1 protein-coding gene is annotated in these 24,419 nt (G+C 52.5%); it reads right to left on the bottom strand.

Annotated elements, in window-relative coordinates:
- The coding region (locus KSP24_RS24515; protein WP_216977059.1) for a non-ribosomal peptide synthase/polyketide synthase at positions 1–24,419 on the bottom strand (24,419 nt) is incomplete at both ends.

The following is a 24,419-nucleotide window of genomic DNA, read 5'->3' as shown; positions in this document are numbered from 1 at the left end:
ATGTCAAGGCCCTGTTCATGCACATGCTGCATAAACGGTACGATCAGGGCTGGAGTCGATTCGAACACGGTAATCTGGTAATCGCGAATCCATCCGTACAGACGGCTTGGATCAATGCGGTCGTCTTTCGGACAGATGACCATCGTGCCCCCGTTATAGAGCGTCCGTGCAATATCCCCGACGAATACGTCGAAAGAGAAGCTGGCCAGTTGCAGCAGTCGTACCGGGAACTGGTTCAGACGGTAATCCCGGCGATACGCTGCAGCCGTATTCACCAAACTGCGATGCTCAATCATGACGCCCTTCGGACGTCCGGTTGTGCCAGAGGTGTAAATCACATACGCCAGATCGTGCGGATCGTTGATCGGTTCAACATCCGTCGTATCCCCGGTATACAGCGACTCATCGTCCAGCGCTAGTACGGTATGCAGACGCAAGTTCGCTACGGATTCGGATGCTGATTCACTGTCAGACTTCGAATCTGCTTTCAAGCTCACACCTTCATTGAGGCGGTCGCTTTCCAACGTTTCAGCGCTAACCGCTGTTTCCAACTCACCCTCGGTCTTTCCTTCGCCCAGAGCCCCTTGGCTTTCACTCAGCCATGCTTGTGCGCGCTCCTGCAAACTGGTTTGAGTCAGCAGGACCTTTGCGCCGCTGTCCTCGAGCATGAAACGAATGCGTTCGGATGGATAATCTGCATCCAGCGGCACATATGCGCCTCCAGCCTTCCACACCGCCAGTACGCTGACCAGCATGTTTACCGAGCGTTCACTCCAAATGCCGACAATCGACTCGCGTCCGATACCTTCATTTCGCAATCTACGCGCCAATTGATTTGCACGTTCATTCAGTGTGCGGTACGTAAGTTGTTGCTCTTCGTACACCACCGCCACATGATCCGGTACAAGCTGGGCCTGTTCTTCCACGTAGGTATGGAACAAGACATCTGCTTCAGCAGCAACATCAGATACGCCTACATCTCCAAAACCATAGAGGATTTGTGCTTTTTCCTCGACAGTTACCATATCCAGAGCTGCCAGTGGCTGCTGTGGATGCAGTGTAATGGCACGTACGAGTTCGGTAAAATGCTGCGCAAAGCGCGCGATAGTCTCAGGTTTGTACAGCGCCGTGCTGTATTCCAGACTGCACAGAATGCCTTCTGACTGCTCTACGGCATCCAAGGTCAGATCAAATTTGGACGTATGATCGTCCGTCTGATACGGCTTAAAGGTCAGCCCTTCCAGCTCGAACTCCTGCTGCTCAAATGTTTTCAGCTCAAACATTGTGTCAAACAGCGCATTCCGGCTCGTATCCCGCGTTACATTCAGCTTTTCAACCAGCTCTTCAAACGGATATTCCTGGTGCTCATACGCACTGAGCGCATGCTCTTTGACCTCTTGCAAGTAGTTCAAGAACGTTTTATCACCAGACGGATAATTACGAATCGCCAGTGTGTTCAGGAATACGCCTACCAGGCTACTGAGCTCCGCATGTGGTCTTCCGGCAATCGGCGTGCCGACGATGATGTCCTCTTGACCCGTGTATTTATGCAAGAGTGTGCTATACGCTGCAAGCAATACCATGTACAAGGTGGATCCGGTTTGCGCGGCCAGCTGCTTCAACTGCTCGCTGTCCTCCATGCAGATCGCAAACTCAAATCGAGTTCCTTCCAGACGCTGTACGGCGGGTCTTGTAAAATCCGTTGGCATATCCAGTGCCGGAATTTCACCAGACATGGTGTTCAGCCAATAGCTTTCTTGCGCACGAAGTCGTTCACTTTGCATATCTGCATGCTGCCAAACCGCATAGTCCTTGTACTGTATCCGCAGGGGCGGCAGTTCCTTGCCTTCATACAATTGAGAGAACTCCTGCACGATAATTCCTTCCGTGACGCCATCCGAAATAATATGATGCATGTCATAGAGCATGACGTGACGCTCCGGTCCATTTTCGATCAACTGAACCCGCAGCAATGGGGCTTGGGCGAGATCAAAGGCACGTACAAAGTCTTGGGCGTACTGCGGGGTCTCGTCTTCGCTTGCCTGCACATGCTCCACGCTGAATGGGACGTTAGATTCAATCCGCTGAATCACCTCGCCATCGATCATCTCGAATCGGGTTCGCAAGGCTTCATGACGGGCAATCAGCTGGCGGAAGGCTTGCTCCAGTCGCTCTTTATCCAAGGAGCCTTCGATAATCAAAGCGCCCGGCATGTTATAGCTCACCTCTCCGCCTTCCAGATGGCTCAGCACGTACATCCGTTTTTGTGCCGAAGAAACGGGATAATATTCGCGCTCCTCCGCCACAGGTATGGATACATACGTTTGCGGGGTCTGATCTTCACCCATCACCTGCACCAATTGCTCAATCGTCGGATATTGGAAAATGTCTCGCAAGGCCAGCTTGTAATTCAGCTCCTGATGGATTTTCGCCATCAGGGTGGTGGCACGCAGTGAATGTCCGCCCACTTCAAAGAAGTTATCCTGGATGCCTATCCGCCGATGATTCAGAACGCTTTGCCAAATACGTACCAATTGCTCTTCCAGCGGTGTGCGCGGCGCAACATACTCCGTGCCTCCTTCGAGGCGCGCTTCCGGTGCTGGCAACGCTTTGCGGTCAATTTTTCCGTTTGGCGTCAGCGGGAATTGATCCAGTGGTACGACATACGTCGGGATCATATAGCCCGGCAGTTTGGGCTGGAGTATGCTGCGCAGCTCCGGCAAATTCAGCGCCTCCGAGGCTACGACATACGCGCACAGATCTTTGTCTCCGTTTTCGTTTTCCCAGGCGGTGACAATGGCTTTCTCAATGCCATCCACAGTCAGCAGCTGCGCTTCCACCTCGCCCAGTTCAATCCGGAAGCCCCGGATTTTGACCTGATCATCCATCCGGCCGATAAAGTCTACATTGCCGTCCGGCATCCACCGCGCCAAATCGCCGGTGCGGTACAGTCGTTCGCCCGGTACGTACGGGTTCGCTATGAACTTCTCGGCCGTCAGATCCGCACGGTTCAGGTAGCCCCGTGCGACCCCGATGCCGCCGATGCACAGCTCACCCAGTACGCCAATCGGCACCGGATTCAGCTGGCTGTCCACGATGTAGAAACGGGCGTTCAGCCATGCCTGACCAATCGGCACATGGCCGCTGCTTGGCAGCTTCGACAGCTCTTCATCATAGAAGCTGGAGTCAATCGCCGCTTCCGTGACGCCATAGCTGTTCATGATGCGGATATCTGCGCCAAACCGTTCTTGCAGCACCCGGTAATCCGTCACGCTGCAGCTATCCGAGCTAGTGATCAGCAGTTCCATGCTGCTCATGTCCAGCCCCTGTTCATGCACATGCTGCATAAACGGTACGATCAGGGCCGGAGTCGATTCGAACACGGTAATCTGATAATCGCGAATCCATCCGTGCAGACGGCTAAAATCAAGTCGGTCGTCTTTCGGACAGATGACCATCGTGCCGCCGTTATAGAGCGTCCGCGCCATATCCCCGACGAACACGTCGAAGGAGAAGCTGGCCAGTTGCAGCAGTCGTACTGGGAACTGGTTCAAACGGTACTCCCGGCGATACGCCGCAGCCGTATTCACCAAACTGCGATGCTCAATCATAACACCCTTCGGACGTCCGGTTGTTCCGGAGGTGTAGATCACATACGCCAGATCGTGCGGTTCATTGATGTGATCGACGTCTGTCGTATCTCCCGTGTACAGCGACTCGTTGTCCAGCACTAATACAGTATGCAGACACAGCTTTGTTGCCGATTCAGATGCTGCTTCGCTGTCAGACTTCGAATCTGATTTCAAGCTCAAACCTTCATTCAGGCTGTCTCTTTCCATCGTTTCAGCGCTAACTGCCGTCTCCAGCTCACTCTCAGTCTGCCCTCCGGCCAAGGCCTGTCGGCTTTCTTCGAGCCATGCCTTTGCTTGCTCCTGTAAGCCGATTTGGGTCAGCAACACCGTCGCACCACTGTCCTCCAGCATGAAACGAATGCGCTCTGACGGATAGTCGGCATCCAGCGGCACATATGCGCCTCCAGCCTTCCATACTGCCAGTACGCCGACCAGCATGTCTACCGAGCGCTCACTCAGAATGCCGACAATCGATTCGCGTCCGATACCTTCATTTCGCAATCTACGCGCCAATTGGTTCGCACGCTCGTTCAGTTTCCGGTACGTAAGCTGTTGCTCCTCGTATACCACCGCCACATGATCTGGTATAAGCTGGGCCTGTTCTTCCACATAGGTATGGAACAGGGCTCCTACTCCAACCGCAGCAACATCCGTTACACCCACTTCTCCAAAACCGTAGATGAGTTGCTCTTGTTCCTCATCGGTTACCATGTTCAAAACTGCCAGTGGCTGCTGCGGATGATAGGCAATCGCTCGAACGATTTCCGCAAAATGCTCTGCCAATCGCGTCATAGTCTCCCGCTTGTACAGCGCTGTGCTGTATTCCAGACTGCACAGAATACCTTCTGGCTGCTCTATTGCCTCCAAGCTCAGATCAAACTTGGCCGTATGATTTTCCAATGGATAGGAGCTCAAGGTCAGCCCTTCCAGCTCGAACTCCTGCTGTTCCCATGTTTTCAGCTCAAACATCGTGTCAAACAGCGCATTCCGGCTCGTATCCCGCGCTACATTCAGTTTTTCAACCAATTCCTCAAAAGGATAGTCCTGATGCTCATAAGCACTGAGCGCATGCTCCTTGACCTCTTGCAGATACTCAAGGAACGATTTGTCGCTGGATGGATAATTGCGAATCGCCAGCGTGTTGATGAAGACACCGACTAGATTACTGAGCTCCGCATGCGGTCGTCCGGCAATTGGCGTACCGACAATCATGTCCTCTTGGCCTGTGTATTTGTGCAAGAGTGTGGTGTACGCCGCCAGCATCACCATATACAGGGTAGAGCCGGTCTGGGCAGCCAGTTCTTTCAGGCGTTCACTAACCTCACGCTCCAGTACAAATTCGACCGTATCCCCTGCCGTACTCTGTACCGCTGGGCGGGCAAAGTCCGTAGAGAGATCCAGTACAGGCAGTTCACCTTGGAAAATGCTTAGCCAGTACGCTTCCTGACGCTGCATCCATTCCTGATGGGCTTCGCTTTGCTGCCATACGGCATAATCTTTGTACTGAATCCGCAATGGCGCCAGCTCTTCACCGCCATACAAACGGACAAACTCATCAGTCAGGACCTCCAGGGACACCCCATCTGAGACGATATGGTGCATATCGAGCATAAGCAGATGTTGGGATTCCTGTTCTACTCCTTGAAGGCCCAGATCCACCAAGCCTACTCGCAGCAGCGGCGCAGCTTTGAGATCAAACGGACGGACAAAGCGCCGCACCAGCTGTTGCGCCTCTATGTTGACCCTGGTGTACGTATCTGTAGTTGTGTCCTGATCTGTATCCGCAATCACATCTTCTGCCTGTATCTTCGTATATTCCACCTCGAACGGTACGGTGTCCTCGATCCATTGCATCGGCTCATTGTCCACCAGCTCAAAACGGGTACGCAACGTCGCATGGCGGGCGATCAGTTGACGGAACACGCCCTCTACTCGTTTCACATCCAGTGGACCGCTTACTTGCAGCACCGACGGCATGTTGTAGTTCACATCCTGCGGATCGAACTGATGCAGCACATACAGTCGTTTTTGCGCCGAGGATAGTGGATAGAAGCTACGCTCTTCCGTTACCGGAATGGACGCATACGCCACTTGATCCAGCCCTTCCAGCACGGCTGCCAATTGTTCAATCGTTGGTGCTTCAAAAATACTGCGCAGAGGAAGCTGCTTGTTCAGCTCTTGGTGAATCTTCGAGGTTAGTGTCGTCGCCCGCAGCGAATGTCCGCCAATCTCGAAGAAGTTTTCCTTCACGCCAACTTGCGCCAGGCCCAGCACATCCTGCCAAATTTGCGCCAGCTTCACTTCCACCCACGTCCGCGGCGGGACATAATCGGCTCCGCTTTGCAGGCTACCTTCCGGTGCTGGCAGTGCCTTGCGGTCGATTTTGCCATTTGGACTCAGTGGCATCTGCTCCAGCTGTACAAAGTACGATGGTACCATGTAGCTTGGCAGCTCCTGCCCCAGCGCACTTCTCAGCTCGCTGGCACTGATTTCTTGCCCCGCGACATAGTAGGCGACCATGTGTTTTTGTCCCGTTTCATCTGCACGAGCCATGACCACGGCTTCGCGTACCGATTCCACTTGGAGCAACTGCGTTTCGACCTCGCCCAGCTCAATCCGGTACCCCCGGATTTTCACCTGATGGTCGATCCGGCCCAGATATTCAATGTTCCCGTCCGGCATCCATCTCGCCAAATCGCCGGTGCGGTACATCCGCTCATACCCTGCTTCCCCGCCGGCAAACGGATCGGCTACAAATTTCTCGGCCGTCAGCTCTGGACGGTTCAGATATCCTCGTGCTACGCCGACACCGCCGATGCACAGTTCACCTGCCACGCCAATTGGCTGCAATTGCTCCGTGCCTTCCTTGACGATGTACAGACGAATGTTTTGAATCGGTTTCCCGATAGGAATAACCGAATAGGCTCCATCAGGCTCGCAATCGAAGTACGATACGTCCACCGTCGCTTCGGTTGGGCCATACAGGTTGACCAGCTTCGCTCCGGCCAGGCTCGACACGAGCCGCTGGAACCGGGCCACATGCTGTGGCGGCAACGCTTCGCCACTGGCAAAGACATGGCGCAGTGTGCCCAGCTTCGCTTGCATCACTTCTCGTGGCTGCTGTTCCACATACTCCAGGAACGCATGCAGCATGGCTGGTACAAAGTGCATCGTGCTCACGCCATCGCGGGCAATCGTGTCGACGATGTCTTCCGGGTTCTTTTCCCCGCCGACCGACAGCAGGCTTACCTTTGAGCCGACCATCGACCACCAGAACAGCTCCCACACCGACACATCGAAGGTAAAGGCGGTCTTTTGCAGGATCGTATCTTCTGCACCCAGGCCGTACCGATCATGCATCCACAAAATCCGGTTTAACACGGAATGGTGCTCCACCATTACACCCTTCGGTTTTCCAGTGGAACCGGAGGTGTAGATGACATAGGCGACATGGTGCGGCCCAGCCAGGGGCTCCAGATTTGAACCATCTTCGTGATAAATATTCTTGCCAGCCTGCTCCTGACGATCTAGCACCAGCACCTGACCGTCGAAACTCCGTGATGCTTGCTCCGCCAGATGCGATTGCGTCAGCATCAGCTTCGCGCCTAAATCCTCCAGCATAAAGCGGATGCGGTCAGCCGGATATTCCGGATCGATCGGTACATAAGCTCCGCCTGCTTTGAGGATCGCATAGATACCTACGATCATGTCCAGCGAACGATGGACCAGAATGCCTACAGGCTGATCCGGTTCAACCCCTTGCGCACGCAAGGTGCGTGCGAGACGGTTGGCTCGCTCGTTCAGCTCACGGTAGGTCAGCGACTCTTCACCGCACAGTACCGCGACTTGCTCCGGCGTGTTCGCGACCTGCTGCTCAAACAGTGCGCTTAGCGTTTGATCCTGCGGATAGGCTGCCGCCGTATCTCCCCATACCTGAATGATCTGTGCCTGTTCTTCCGGTGTCACCAATTCCAGCTCATTCACACGGATATGCGGATTGTTCACGATTTGCTCGATGACATGCAGTACATGTCCCTGCATCCGCTCGATCGTAGACCGGTCGTACACATTCGCGTTGTATCTGAACATGATGCGGAAGGTTTCATCTGGCATCACAATCAGATCCAGATCATAGTTCGTCTGCTCAACAACCTCTACATTCGTAATGTCAAATGCAGACGGACGAACTTCACCCAACTGCTCGACTTGCTCCTCTACCGGATAGTTTTCAAATACCATAATGTGATTAATCAGATGCTGCTTCTGCTCGGTCAGCGCCTGAATTTCATACAGCGGGAAGCTGTCATATACCCCCGAAGCCAGCGCTTGCTCCTGCGTGTTCCGCATGATGTCGACAAACGTGGCATTCCGTTCACTTTGAATCCGAACCGGGATGGTATTAATGAACAAACCGATCATATTTTCTACACCCGCAATATCCGTCGGACGTCCAGATACGACACTGCCGAATACAACATCCTCATTGTTGTTATATTGCTGCAAAATCAGGCCCCACACGCTCTGCATCAGTGTATTAATCGTGACCTGCTGCTGCTTGGCAATCCGGTACATGGCTTCGCTCCATGTTGGATCCAGCTCCACCGTTATTTTTTCGCAAACATATTCGCTGGTTGTACTTGCTGTAGTGGATACAGTGTTATCTCTGCTGTCTGCCACTTGATCTTTCGATGCAGTATCCGATCCAGGCAGCAACGTCTGCTGTTCAAAGCCTGCCAAATAGTTGCTCCAATACTCTTTTGCCGCACGTTCGTCCTGATACTCCAGCCATTCGATATATTGGCCATATGGTGTGATTGGAGCAAGCTTCGGCTGTTTCTGCTCCAGCAGCGCAAAGTACGTACCAAACACTTCCCCGGTAACGAGCGATAAGCACCAGCCGTCCATGATAATGTGATGGAAGCTCCAGACCCAGTGATACGTTTCTTCATCGGTCTGCAATACCTGTACGCGCATCAGTGCATCCGTACCGAGATCAAAGCCCCGAGCCTGATCCTCCTGCTTCAACGCCTGGATATACGCCTGTTGTTCTGCTTTCTGCATTCCGCGTACATCCTTGTAGGAAAGGTCACTATCTTTGTGACGGAATACAATCTGCAATGGCTCCTGACCATGTCCGGTCTCAAACCGATAGAAATTCGTCCGCAGCGCTTCATGACGCTGTGTCAGCAGATCCAGGCTCTGACGGAAAATAGCAACATCGAAGCTGCCTTTTTGATCAAACGAGGCTTGCTGGAAGTATGCACCTGAGTCCGGTTCCATCAAGCTATGGAACAGCATCCCTTTCTGCATGGGAGAAAGAGCATACACATTTTCCAGTTCACCCACAGAAGCCGTTTGCTCCGTTAATTGCTCCAGTTGTTCCAACGACAAGCCTTTGAACAAGACATCGCTTGGCGTTAGTTCGCTCCGCTCTTGGGAGGCACAATGCTTGATCACTTCCTGCAAGCTCTCCTGCAGCAGCCGGGCAAACTTCTCTACATTTTGCTGATGATATACTTGGCTGTCATAGCGAATTTCCAGTGTCAGCACGCCTGCTGTAATCATGCCGTTCACATTCAGCGGCTGCTCCAGCACGGTATAACCACTCATCGGCTCTCCGTCCGTATGCGAAGACAGCACGATGTCACTCTGTTCCAAATCCTGATCAAATTGTCCCAAATAGTTAAAGCTGATCTCAGGCTGCAGATTCAAGGAAGGATCGGCATTATCCGAAGACATATACTTCAAAATACCGTAGCCAATGCCCTTATGTGGCACATGACGCAGGTCCTCTTTGACCCGCTTGATGCGCTGCCCAATCTCTGCCTTTCCATCCACATCCAGCAGCAATGGATACTGACTCGTAAACCAGCCCACGGTACGTGTGATATCCACATCTGGAACAATAGCCTCCCGGCCATGCCCCTCCAGGTTGACCAGCACACGCTTCTGCCCGCTCCAGTTGTACAATGCGCTGCCGAGTGCGGTTAACAGCAGATCATTGACCTCCGTATTGTACGCACGATGTGATTCCTGAAGCAGCAACCGGGTTTCCTGTTCGTTCCAAGCCACGGTCACCGTCTCACTATCTCTGACCCAAAAAGGCTGTCCTGCTGCTTTGTCTTGATCCTTAGGTAGCGATGCGACTGCCATGTGAGCAAGACGCTGCCAGTATTCGCGTTCGTTGTCAATGGCCGGACTGTTCGCATATTGAGACAACCGCTCTGCCCAAGCAGAGAACGAATCCGTTTTATAAGGCAAGCGAATCGCTTCTCCCCGAACGGTCTGCTCATATCCAGTCGCAAAATCTTCAAACACAATCCGCCATGAGATCCCGTCTATAACCAAATGGTGAATGGCAATCAGTAAATGATCTCCATCCATGCAGCGGAAAAGTCCCAGCTTCACCAGCGGTCCTTCATCCAGACAAATGGAGCTTTGGATGGCATTGGCTTTCATCTCAATTGCGGCTGCCACCTCTGCCATGTTTTGCACCTTCGTCAAATCTACAACGTCCAGACTGTACAGCTCGCCTTCGTTCACACCGCGATTCCACGCCTCATAGCCCTGTTCGGTCTGACGGAAGACCATACGCAGCGCATCATGATGCTCCGTCACCTGGGTCACCGTGTGATGCAATGCATCTATATCAAAGCCTTCTGCTCTATGCAGCATCACCGACTGGTTGAAATAATGCGGCTCTGCCGACGATAGTCCAAAAAACCACTGCTGGATCGGGGTCAGCTTGACGCTGCCCGAAACCTCGCCCTGATCGGCCATACGACTAACTGGGTGTACATGACCGCTCAGCAGCGAAATGGACGGATATTGGAACAAATCCTTCATGTCCAGCTTGTAGCCCGCTTGCAGCAAGCGGGAGGATACCTGGATTGCTTTGATCGAATCGCCGCCCAGATCAAAGAAATTATCCAAAATACCGATGTTCTTCGTTCCTAATACAGACTGCCAAATCGAAGCCAACGTCTGCTCCAGCGCTGTGCGCGGCTCTACATAATCCGCTCCGCTTTGCAGACTGCCTTCCGGTGTTGGCAGGGCCTTACGGTCGATTTTGCCGTTCGGTGTCAGCGGCATCTGCTCCAGCTGAATGAAATACGAAGGCACCATGTAGTTTGGCAGCTCCTCACCCAGGAAGCTGCGCAGCTCCCCAGCGCTTACGTCTCTTTCAGCGACATAGTACGCCACGAGTTGGTTTTGCCCCTGCTCGTCCGCTTGGGCCAGTACGATGACCTCTTGCACGTCTTCCACTTTCAGAATTTGTGCCTCGACTTCGCCCAGTTCGATCCGGTAGCCCCGGATTTTTACCTGATGGTCGATCCGGCCCAAATATTCAATATTGCCGTCTGGCATCCATCTCGCCAAGTCCCCCGTCCGGTACATCCGCTCATAGCCGGCTTCACCCGCAGTGAACGGGTTCGCTACAAATTTCTCCGCTGTCAGCTCTGGGCGATCCAGATACCCCCGCGCCAGACCCGGACCGGATACGCACAGCTCACCTGCTACGCCTACCGGGGCCAAATGTCCATGCCCATCCACCATGTATACCCGGTGATTCGGCATAGGGCGTCCGATGGAAATGAGTTGGCCTGCCCTTTCATCCTCGGATACCGGCCAGATGGACGTTGCCACCGAGTTTTCAGTTGGACCGTAGCCATTGTAATACGCCACTTGATCCTTCCACTTGTATACCAACTCGGTGGAAGAAGCTGAGCCCGCCGTGAACAAAATACGCAGGTGTGGCATCCGTTCGGGATTCAGATACACCGCATAAGTCGGCGGCAAAGCGGCCACCGTGATGTGGTGATCCGCCATATATTGCTCAAACCGCTCGTAGTTCAAAATCGTTTCTGTCGTTGGCACGTACAATGTAGCCCCGCAGAACAAGGCTTGGAAGATTTCCCAGCAAGCCGCATCAAACGAGTAGCTGGCGAACAACAGCGCATGATCCGACGCACGAATCTTGAGCGTCTGATCAAAATACGTTTTCAGATTGCACAGCCCGTGATGCTCCAGCATCACGCCCTTCGGCTGCCCGGTTGTACCTGACGTGTAGATCACATACGCCAAATCGTTTGGACCAGACAGCGGCTCCAGGTTGGAACCATCCTCGTGGTACACCGATTGTTCCCCATCCAATACCAGCACTTGACCGTCGATAACGGCTTTGTCCACCAGATGACTTTGTGTCAATAGCAGCTTCGCTCCCGAGTCATCCAGCATATAGCGGATACGTTCCTCCGGATAGGTTGGATCGATAGGAACATAGGCGCCTCCGGCTTTTAAAATCCCGAAGATGCCCACAAGCATGTCCACCGACCGCTCGGTCATCAGACCCACCAAACGATCTTTCGTCACGCCTTGACTGCGCAAGGTACGCGCTAATCGATTGGCGCGTTCATTCAGCTCACGGTAAGTCAGCGCTTCTCCTTCAAAGAACAAGGCTGTCTGCTCTGGCGTCTGTGCAGTTTGCGCCTCGAACAAGCCGTGAATCGTTTGCTCGCTTGGATAGGCTACCGCTGTATTGCCCCAGACCTCAACGATCTGCTCGCGTTCCTGCGCGGTTATCATATCCAGCTCCTGTACACGGATGTCCGGCTTCGCAGTCACCTGCTCCAGCAGCTGCACCAGATGACCTCGAATGTGCTCTACACTTTCCCGTTCAAAGGCCAGGGCATTATAGCCAAAGCTCATGTGGATGGTATCCCCTGGCAGCACCACCAGGTTAAAGTCATAGTTGGTCTGCTCGACAGACTCGGCTCCTGTGATGGTGAAGCTGGATGCCTCACCACTACCTAATTGCTCGATTTGTTCCTCGACCGGATAGTTCTCAAAAATAAGAATATGGTTGATCAAATCCTGCTTAAGCTCCGACAGCCCCTGAATTTCATACAGCGGATACGTATCGTAGACATGGGAATCAATCGATTGCTCCTGGACGTGCTTCATCACGCCCGAGAATACACTGTCCTTATGACTACGGATACGTACTGGAATCGTATTGATAAACAGGCCAATGATATGCTCCACATTCGGAATGTCTGCCGGACGTCCAGATACTACACTGCCAAACACGACATCATCGGTGCCATTATATTTTTGCAGCAAAAGGCCCCATACGGTCTGCATCAACGTATTGATGGTGACCTGATAACGCTTGGCTATGCGCTGAATACCAGCTGTGAGATCTGCGCCCAGATCAAAATCCAAACGCTCCGACTGATACCCCGTCTTACCCTGAATTTTTGCCTGTGGCAAACGGGACTGCTCCTCATATCCTTCCAGAACCTTGCTCCAGTAGCTCGATGCGGCCTGACGATCCTGCTGCTCTAGCCATTCGATATATTGACTGTACGGCGTTACAGGGGCTAGTTCAGGTTGTTTATGGGCCAGTATCGCAAAATAACTCGCAAACACTTCGTTGGTCACCAGCGACAAGCACCAGCCGTCCATCACGATATGATGGAAGCTCCATACAAAACGGTACGATTCCTCACCTGTGCGCAAAACAGCCACACGCATCAAAACATCCTGCGCCAGATCAAACCCTCTTTGCTTGTCTTGGCGCGTAAATTCGAGGATGTACTCGTTTTGCTTCTTTTCCTCCATGTCCCGCAGGTCCTCAACATACAATTCACTGCGCTTATTCCGGTACACGACCTGAAGCGGTTCATCCTTCCAGCCGCTGTAGAAGTTCGTACGCAGTACTGTATGCCGCTGCACCAAAACATCCAAACTGGCCGCAAAGGCAGCGATATTAAACTGTCCTCGCAGATCAAAGGAGGCCTGTTCAAAATACGCGCCCGATTGCGAATCCATCAGATTGTAAAAGAGCATGCCCTTCTGCATCGGCGTCAGTGCGTATACATTTTCCAGCTCACCGATACGTGCCGCCTGTTCCGCAATCTGTTCCAGCTCACCAGTCGTCAGACCTTTGAAGGATACATCACTTGGGGTAAGCTCTGGCCGCTCCTGAGCGACGCAATGCGTAATGACCTCCTGCAAAGCGGATTTCATTAGCCCCGCCACTCGTTCCAGCGTTTCTTTACGATACTGCTTACGGCTGTAAGCGATCGTCAAACGCAGCGTGCCTTCCGAGATCATTGCGTTCAAATCCAGCGTGTACAGTAACGGTGAATGGGCATCCTCTGTCTCCCCTGCACGGTAGGAGGACAACGTAATTCCACTGTTTTGCAGATCCTGATCGACCTGCCCCAAATAGTTAAAGCTGATTTCCGGTTCGGCTGCGATCGTGCCCACTTCATCTGCAGGCAACGCAGAGGACAGGTAACGCCAAGTGCCATAGGTCAGGCCTTTATGCGGAATCCGGCGCAATCCTTCCTTCGTTTCTTTAATCCGCTGAGCCAGCGTCAGGTTTGCACCTGTATCCAGCAGCACCGGATACAAGCTCGTAAACCAGCCGATCGTACGCGTAATATCCACCTCTGGCAGGATCGCTTCCCGGCCATGGCCCTCCAGGTTCACCAGTACATGTCCTGCGCCTGTCCAGTTGTGCACCGCGAGTCCCAGCGCGGTCAGCAGCAAATCATTGACCTCGGTGTTATAGGCGCGATGGGCCTGCTTCAACAGTTGCTCGGTTTCAGCTTCAGTCCACTCCACCGTTAGCACTTCGCTGTCTGCATTCACGGAGCCCTCATAGGCAAAATCCTTAGGCAGTGGTGCAGCTTCAGCTTTGACCTGTTCCAGCTGCTTCCAATAGACTTCATCCGATGCAGCCTCAGGACGGTTAGCATAAGAGGATAACTCCCGTGCCCAAGTTTGGAAGGAATCTGTTTTATAGGGCAATCGTACAGGCTCGCCCTGGATCGCCTGCTCGTAGCCTGTCGAGAAATCTTCAAACAGAATCCGCCACGACACCCCGTCCACCACCAAGTGGTGAATAGCGATCAGCAGATGGTCGCCCTCGGTTGTGCAGAACCATCCGAGTTTCACCAAGGGTCCTGCGGACAGGTCCATGCTGCTTTGAATTTCCATTGCCTTCGCTTCCAGCGCTTCCGCATAAGCGGCCCGTTCACGGTAATCCAAAGTTTCCAGTGTATATAACGTGCCTTCCTCTACATGGCGAGTCCAAGCTGTATAACCAGCGGAAGTCTGATGGAATACCGTACGCAGCGCATCATGATGCTTCACGAGGTGATCCATGGCTTGGCGAACCGCTGTCTCATCAAAACCCTCGGCGCGATAGAGCATAACCGCTTGATTAAAGTGCTGCGGACGCTCGCGCTCCTGCGCAAAGAACCAATGCTGGATCGGAAGTAGCGCCGTTTCCCCGCTGACTTCTTCCTGATCTGCCATACGACGGACCTCGTGCATATGCGGTGCCAGGGCTTCAACGGTTGGATACTGGAACAAATCCTTCATGTCCAGCTTATAGCCAGCCTGGAACGCACGGGAGGCGATTTGGATCGCCTTGATCGAATCACCGCCCAGGTCGAAGAAATTGTCCAGAATACCGACCGTCTGCAGCCCCAGTACCGACTCCCAGACCGCTACCAAAGCGCGTTCTTGCGCCGTACGCGGCTCGGCATAATCGACTCCGGTTTGCAGGCCGCCCTCTGGTGCAGGCAATGCCTTGCGATCGATTTTGCCATTCGGTGTCAGTGGCAGCTGTTCCAGTTGTACAAAGTACGATGGCACCATGTAGCCTGGCAGCTCCCGTCCCAGCTCACTTCTTAGCTCGCTGGCCTCGACTACTTGTCCCGCGACATAGTAGGCCACCATGTGGTTTTGGCCCATTTCGTCCATACGGGTCACGACCACGGCTTCGCGTACCGATTCCACCTGAAGCAGCTGCGATTCGACCTCGCCCAGCTCAATCCGATAACCCCTGATTTTCACCTGATGATCGATCCGGCCCAGATATTCAATGTTGCCGTCCGGCATCCATCTCGCCAAATCGCCGGTGCGGTACATCCGTTCATAGCCTGCTTTGCCTCCGGCAAACGGATCTTTCACAAATTTCTCGGCCGTCAGCTCCGGACGGTTCAGGTAACCTCTGGCTACGCCGACACCGCCGATGCACAGTTCCCCTGCAACCCCAATCGGCTGCAATTGCTCCGTGCCTTCCTTCACGATATACAGACGGATATTTTGAATCGGTTTCCCGATCGGGATAACCGTATATTCCTCATCCGGCTCGCAATCAAAGTACGATACGTCCACCGTCGCTTCGGTTGGGCCGTACAGGTTGATCAGCTTCGCTCCGGTCAGGCTCGATACGAGCCGCTGGAACCGGGCCACATGCTGTGGCGGCAACGCTTCACCACTGGCAAAGACATGGCGCAGTGTGCCCAGCTTCGCTTGCATCACTTCCCGTGGCTGCTGCTCCACGTACTCCAGGAACGCATGCAGCATGGCTGGAACAAAGTGCATCGTGCTCACGCCATCGCGGGCAATCGTGTCGACGATATCTTCCGGGTTCTTTTCCCCGCCCACGGACAGCAGGCTTACCTTCGAGCCGACCATCGACCACCAGAACAGCTCCCACACCGACACGTCGAAGGTGAAGGCGGTCTTTTGCAGGATCGTATCTTCCGCACTCAAGCCGTACCGATCATGCATCCACAAAATCCGGTTCAGCACAGAATAGTGTTCCACCATCACGCCCTTCGGTTTTCCCGTGGAGCCAGAGGTATAAATGACATAGGCGACATGGTGCGATCCAGCCAGTGGCTCCAGATTCGAGCCATCTTCGTGATAGATGTCCTCGTGATCCAGTATCAGCACCTGGCCGTCGAAACTCAGCGATGCTTGCTCCGCTAGATGCGATTGCGTCAGCACCAGCTTCGCGCCTGAGTCCTCCAGCATAAAGCGGATGCGGTCGGCCGGATATTCCGGATCAATCGGCACATAGGCTCCGCCTGCCTTCAGGATCGCATAGATGCCTACGATCATGTCCAGTGAACGGTGGACCAGAATGCCTACAGGCTGATCCGGTTCAACCCCTTCGGCACGCAAGGTGCGTGCGAGACGGTTGGCTCGCTCATTCAGCTCTGCGTAGGTCAACGATTCCGCTCCGCACAACACCGCCACTTGCTCCGGCGTGTTCGCTGCCTGCTGCTCGAATAATGCGCTTAGCGTTTGATCCTGCGGATAGGCTGCCGCCGTATCTCCCCACACCTGAACGATCTGTGTCTGCTCTTCCGGTGTCACCAATTCCAGCTCATTCACATGGATATGCGGATTGTCCACGATTTGTCCGATGACGTGGTTGATATGACCATAGATACGCTCCACAGCAGACCGGTTATACACCAGCGCATTGTATTCAAACAGGATAGAGATATCCTCATCAGGTACGACAATCAGATTAAAATCGTAGTTGGTTTGCTCTGCAAGTGCCACATTGGCAATAGAGAAGCCTGTTTGTGCCTTTGTCTCGCCGGAACCGCCCATCTGCTGCCCGATTGGGTAGTTTTCAAAGACCATGATGTGATGAATTAGGTCTTGTTTTTGTTCAGTCAGTGCCTGAATGTCGTACAGCGGGAACGTGTCATAGACACTGGAGGCCAAAGCCTGTTCCTGTGTACGCTGCAATACTTCAGCAAATGTAGCATCCGGTGCACTGCATATCCGTACCGGAATCGTGTTGATAAACAAACCGATCATGTTCTCTACGCCTGCAATTTCTGCCGGACGACCGGATACAACACTACCAAACACAACATCCTGATTATTATTGTATTTCTGTAAAATAACGCCCCAAACGCTCTGCAGCAATGTGTTAATCGTTACATGTTGTTGCTTGGCAATTCGGTTTAATGTGGCACTCCGTTCTTTACCCAACATAAATGGCAGCTTTTCCGAAACATAACCGGAATTTGAACTTCCACCGCTTCTATCTGTATCTTCATCGCGTTCTACTACAGAAGCTTGCACGTTCTCACTAGGCAACAATGTTTGCTGCTCAAAACCTGCCAAATAGTTACTCCAATAACGGGTCGCTTCCCGTGCATCTTGATGTTCCAACCATTCGATATAGTCACTATACGGCTTGACAGGTGCGAGCTCTGGCTGCTTATTCTCCAGCAAGGCAACATATGCACCAAACACTTCGTCCGTCATCAGGGACAGGCACCAGCCGTCCATCACAATATGATGGAAGCTCCATACAAAACGGTATGAGCGATCACCCGTGCGGAAGACAGCTACGCGCATGAGCGCATCCTTGCTTAAATCAAAGCCTCGAGCTTTGTCCTGGGCCACAAATTCAGCTACAGCCTGTTCACACTCTCTGACATCCTCATAAAAGAAGCTCGGATTTTTATGACGATAGACAATCTGCAACGGTTGACCATGCCAGCCACTATAGAAATTCGTCCGTAATATAGCATGTCGACTAACCAGCAGCTTCAAGCTTTCCTCGAATATAGACGGTGCAAAGTAGCCCTCAAGATCAAAGGTCGCCTGCTCAAAATACACGCCTGTTTCTGCATTCATCAAACTGTGGAACAGCATACCCTTTTGCATTGGCGTTAGCGGGTACACATTTTCCAATTCCCCAAGCGTCTTTGTCTGCTCCTTAATCGTATCTAATTGCTCCAGGGTCAGACCTTTAAACAGTACATCACTTGGAGTCAATTCGGTCCGCTCCCGTGTGACACAATGCTCGATCATTTCAAGCAGATTGGATTTCAACAGATCGGCCAGCATCTGCACGGTGTCCTTACGGAAGGCTTTTCCGTTATACCGAATCTCCAGTTCCAGGATGCCGTTCGTTACGATTCCGCTCACTTCGAGCGCATATTTCATCTTCGTACGGTCACTAATGACCGATCCCATCGAGTAAGGAGACATACGGATATCGCTGTTTTGCAAGTCCTGATCAAACTGTCCGAGATAGTTAAAGCTTACTTGTGGCTCGGCAAAAGCTTGATGTTGACCAACGGTTTGACCAGATTCATTCAAATATCTCCAAATTCCATAGCCAATTCCTTTATTAGGAATATGACGCAGACTCTCTTTGACCTGTTTGATGCATTCCGACAAAGCGTGATCACGGCCGATGTCAAGCCATACCGGATATTGACTCGTAAACCAGCCTACTGTACGAGAAAGGTCCGTATCCGGCAAAATGTTCTCACGTCCGTGTCCCTCTAAATGAATCAGACTGCGTTCATGACCCGTCCACGTGTACAGCGTCATGCCCAATGCGGTCAGCAGCAGATCGTTCACTTCCGTGTTATACGCGCGATGTGCTTGCTTCAATAGTTTTTCTGTCTCTTCCTCCGTAAGCTGGAAGACCACTGTATCCGTGTCAGCTAGGGTAAACGGTTCAGCCTGCCCTTGATCCTCAGGCAAACGTACTTGGTCTAACAAAGCGGCTGCATTCCATTCTTCCCAGTAGGCGTGTTCACTTTCCATGGCTGCGCTATTCGCATAGGTGGAAAGTTTTTGTGACCAGGAACGGAATGATTCCGTTTTGTCTGGTAACTGGAGCGCCTCTTCACGGATGGCCTGTTCATAAGCTACAGCCAAATCCTCGAACAAAATACGCCATGATACCCCGTCCATGACCAAATGGTGAATCGCCATCAGGAGATGATCCCCGTCTGCACAGTGGAACAAGCCAGCCTTTAACAGCGGCCCTTCTTGCAGTTGAATACTGCTTTGAATTTCACTGGCTTTCGTCTCAATTGCCGTGCTGAGCATGACTTCATCCGTCAAATTGCTAAAGTCCAGCACATCCAGGTGGTACAGCTCGCCTTCCTGTATTCCGCGGTTCCATGCTTGGTAGCCTTGCTCGGTCTTGCTGAACACCATCCGCAGTGCATCATGGTGCGCTGCTAGTTTGCCAAGCGCCTGACGCAGAGCAGACTCATCAAAACCCTGCTCCCGGTGCAGCATAACCGCCTGATTAAAGTGATGCGCGTCTACTTGCTCCTGTGCAAAGAACCCGTGCTGGATCGGAAGCAATGCCGTTTGCCCGCTCACTTCTCCTTGATCTACCATGCGGCTTACCTCATGCATATGCAGTGCAAGTGTTGCGACGATGGGATAGCGGAACAAATCCTTCATGTCCAGCTTGTAGCCTGCCTGGAATGCACGCGACACGATTTGAATCGCCTTGATGGAATCGCCGCCCAGGTCAAAGAAATTGTCCAAAGTACCTACAGTTGGCACGCCCAGGACGGACTGCCAGATCGCTACGAGTGCTCGTTCCGTTACAGTGCGTGGCACTGCATAATCCGCACCGCTGTGCAGACTGCCTTCCGGTGCAGGCAGTGCCTTGCGGTCGATTTTACCGTTCGGTGTCAGCGGCATCTGCTCCAACCAGATGAAATACGACGGCACCATATAGCTTGGCAGCTCTTGTCCCAGCTCCTGCCTCAGCTCATTAGCTCCAAGCTCTTGACTCGCCACGTAGTACGCCACTAGCTGGGTTTGACCCGTTTCGTCCGTGCGGGCCATGATGACCGCTTCTTGTACGGACTCCATCTGCAGCAGCTGCGATTCGATCTCGCCCAGTTCGATCCGGTAGCCTCTGATTTTCACTTGATGGTCCATCCGACCCAAATATTCAATGTTGCCATCCGGCATCCATCTTGCCAAATCGCCTGTACGATACATCCGCTCATGGTCTGCCTTGTCACCAGCAAACGGATTATTTACAAATTTCTCGGCCGTCAGTTCTTCACGTTTCCAATACCCACGGGCCAATCCTTCCCCGGCAATACATAACTCACCCGGCACACCGACTGGCTGCAACTCCCCATTCGCATTCATGATAAATATTTGGGTATTCGCGATAGGGCGTCCAATGTTAATTTGTTGAGCATGGGTCAGTTCCTGCACAGTCGACCAAACTGTCGTTTCTGTAGGTCCGTACATATTGTAAATACGGGGACCGTTTATTTCTTGCAGTGCTGCGAGCAGCTTGGACGGAAGGGCTTCGCCCCCGACCATAATTGCCTTCACGCCTTGCAGCGCGCGGGAGCCTGCTTCATGACCCAGCAGCATTTGCACCCGGGATGGTGTCATTTGCAACATCTCAATATGATGATGAGCAATCAATTCACCTAGTGCCTGAGGATTCACCTGATGCTGGCTGTCGCCAAGCACGACCGTCATTCCACCCAGCAGAGGCAAGATGGTTTCCAAGACAAAAATATCGAATGAAATGGTCGTCAGTGACAAAATGGTTTGGCTGGCTTCAAAGTCAATGACTTCGCGCATCCCTGTAATAAAATTGAGGACCGAGCGATGCTGGAGCATAACTCCTTTCGGATTTCCAGTCGAACCAGACGTATAGATGACGTATGCCAAATGCTCTGGCTGAGCAACTGTCTCCAGGTTGCCGTTCTCTCCCTGATACAATTCTTTATCTTCAAGAAATATTGCATTGGCGTGGCAATGATGCTCTTCCAACAGATCACGACTGGTCAGAAGCACTGTGGCCTCGCTATCTTCCAGCATGTATGCAATACGAGAGGACGGAAATTCGGGATCAATTGGCACATAAGCACCACCTGCTTTTAGAACGGCCAGCAGACCTACGATCATTTCCACTGAGCGATGCACCATCAGGCCGACCAGTTTGTCAGGTCCTACTCCCTGTGCTTGAAGTATGCGTGCCAATGAGTTGGCCCGTTCATTCAGTTCCCGATAAGTCAGACTCTGATGTCCAAACACCAATGCCACCTGGTCTGGCGTATATTCTACCTGCTCCTCGAACAGCTGATGGATCGTCTGTTTGCATGGGAATGCACAAGCGGTGTCATTAAATGCCGCTGTAATCTGTTGTTTTTCCGCTGCTGTGAGTAGTTCCAGCTCTTCAACCCGAACATGCGGGTTGAGCGAAATTTGCTCCAGCAGACGTGCGAAATGCCCATATAGACGCTCAATACCTGCTTGATCAAAGCTGAGCGTGTTATACATAAAACGAATTTTAATGCCTTCTCCCGGCATAACGACGACGTTCAGATCGTAGTTGGTTTCCTCTGTAGACACCACATTCGAAATTGTGAAGGGCTCCTGTCCTTCACTGCCCAACTGCTCTACCTGTTGCTCCACCGGATAATTTTCAAAAATCATAATATGATTGATTAAATCCTGTTTCTGCTCGGTCAGCGCCTGAATTTCATACAGCGGGAACGCATCGTAGGCATTGGAAGCCAGCGCCTGCTGCTGGGTTCGTTTCATCAGCTCGACAAAGGTTTCGCCTTGTTCAGACTGCACACGCACTGGAATCGTATTAATGAACAGCCCGATCATGTGCTCTACACCTGGAATATCCCCTGGGCGACCAGACACAACGCTGCCGAACACGACATCCGAACTATTGTTATATTTTTGCAACAAGACGCCCCATACGGTCTGAATCAGCGTATTGATCGTGACCTGATTTTGCTTCGCCACCCGTTCAACCTGGGCAGCCAGCTCTGGCTGGAATTCGCAATCCAGATCTTCAGCGATATATTCCCCGACGTGCATCGATTTAGGCTGTGTTTTTTGCTGAGGAAGCGTAATTTGCTGCTCATAGTCCGCCAAATACCCACTCCAGTATTGCAAGGCTGCCTCACGGTCCTGACGTTCCAGCCATTCAATAAATCGACTGAACGGCGTGACTGGCTCCAGTACTGGCTCCCCTCCCGCACGCAGTGCCAGATAGCTACCGAATACCTCCTGTGTCATAAAGGACAAGCACCAGCCATCCATCAAAATGTGATGGAAGCTCCAGATAAAGTGATACGTTTCATCCCCGGTTTGCAGGATGGAGATACGAATGAGTGCGCCCTCTGCGAGATTGAATCCTTTTGCTTTATCTTCGATGACAAAAGCTTCAACACGAGCTGCTCGTTCCTCTTTTTCCAGTCCGCGCAGGTCTTCATAATATAATTGTCCGCTACGGTTGCGGAAAACGACCTGTACAGGCTCATCCTTCCAGGAGTTGATAAAGTTCGTCCGCAATGCCTCATGACGCTGCACGAGCAGATCAAAGCTTTTACCGAAAGTAACTACATCGAAGCGGCCATTCAACTCAAAGGTGGCCTGCTCAAAATAAGCTGCCGAATCCTCATCCATCAAGCTGTAAAAGAGCATCCCCTTTTGCATCGGCGTCAAGGCATACACATTTTCCAGCTCGCCCAGATCTCGCGTATCTTCCACCAATTGCTCCAGCTCATCCAGCGTTACATGGTTTAACAGGACATCACTTGGGGTTAGCATCGTTCTTTCTTGGGCAACACAGTGATGAATCACCTCACGCAAGCTGGATGCCAGCAGCTCTCCAAGCCGTTCAATCGTTTCATGACGGAACTGCGTTGTGCCGTAGCGAATCGTGAACATCAACTCGCCATCTTCGATTACTCCATTGATATCCAGCGCAAAATCCATAGTCGCGTTCGTGCTGACAGGCACACCGATAGAATAGGCGGAAGGCTGTAGATCATTGCCTTTATAATCCTGATCGAATTGGCCCAAATAGTTAAAACTGATCTCAGGCTGAGCCTGTAACCGCACGCCTGCTTTCTCCAGCGCATTCATATCTGACAGGTATCGTAAAATACCGTAGCCGATGCCTTTTTGCGGAATATGACGCAGCCCTTCCTTGATCCTTTTGATCAGACGAGCGGTATGTCCCCCTTGTCCCAAACTTCCATCCAGTACAACCGGGAACTGGCTCGTAAACCAGCCGACCGTGCGCGTAATATCCACATCCGATACAATGGCTTCCCGTCCATGGCCCTCCAGATTGACCAGCACCCGTTCGGAACCAGACCAGTCATAGACTGCTTTTCCGAGCGCAGCCAGCAACAGGTCATTCATTTCCGTGTTGTACGCGCGATGAGCTTGTTTGAGCAGCTGCTCGGTTTCCTGCTTCGTCCAGCGGACCGTCACAACCTCACTGTCTCCAAGCAGAGCATTGTCATTTGCAAAATCCTTCGGCAAAGGCTTCACAAGGCTAGCTTCTGCTTGTTCGATATGCTGCCAGTAAGCAAGCTCCCGCTCCATCGTCGCACTGCTGGCATAGGCTGACAGCTGTTTGGACCATACCTGGAATGAATCTGTTTTATGCGGCAGTCGGATCGCTGTGCCGGTTTGACCTGCAACAGCCTGCTCATAACCGGATGCCAAATCTTCCAGTAAAATACGCCACGATACACCGTCCACAACCAAATGATGAATGACGATTAGCAAATGGTCGCCCTCAGCGCAGTGGAACAGACCAAGCTTCACAAGTGGGCCCTCACTCAAATGAATGCTCGCTTGAATTTCACTCGCCTTGGCTTTAACAGCGGTGGATTCGTCTTCCACTGCGCTGAAATCTACAATGTCCAGCGTGTATAGCTCGCCTTCCGCTATACTGCGGTTCCAAGCGACATAGCCCTGCTCCGCCTCACGGAATACCGTGCGCAATGCGTCATGATGCTGGACCATACGGTCCATCGTACGGCGCAGCGCGTCGACGTCAAAGCGCCCAGCTCGATACAGCATCATCGCCTGGTTGCTGTGGTGCAGGTCGGCCGGCTGCTGCTCGAAGAACCATCGCTGAATAGGTGTCAGTTCCACCGGGCCTACTGCCTCTTCCTGACTGGCCATCTTGCCATCTGTACGAAGCAAAGGACTGAGTGCCGCTACCGTCGGATTACTGAAGAGATCCTTCATGTTCAATCGATAACCTGCTTGCATCAATCGGGACGAGACTTGCAAGGCTTTGATCGAATCGCCGCCTAGCTCAAAGAAGTTATCCTGCGTGCCTACGGCATCCACGCCCAGCACTCCGGCCCATACCGCAGCCAGTACCTGCTC

The sequence above is a fragment of the Paenibacillus sp. AK121 genome, from assembly GCF_019042715.1.
In the GTDB taxonomy this organism is placed as follows: Bacteria; Bacillota; Bacilli; order Paenibacillales; family Paenibacillaceae; genus Paenibacillus; species Paenibacillus polymyxa_C.
The sequence above is the reverse complement of the archived record's forward strand: the minus strand, read 5'-3'. Positions and strand labels throughout refer to the sequence as shown.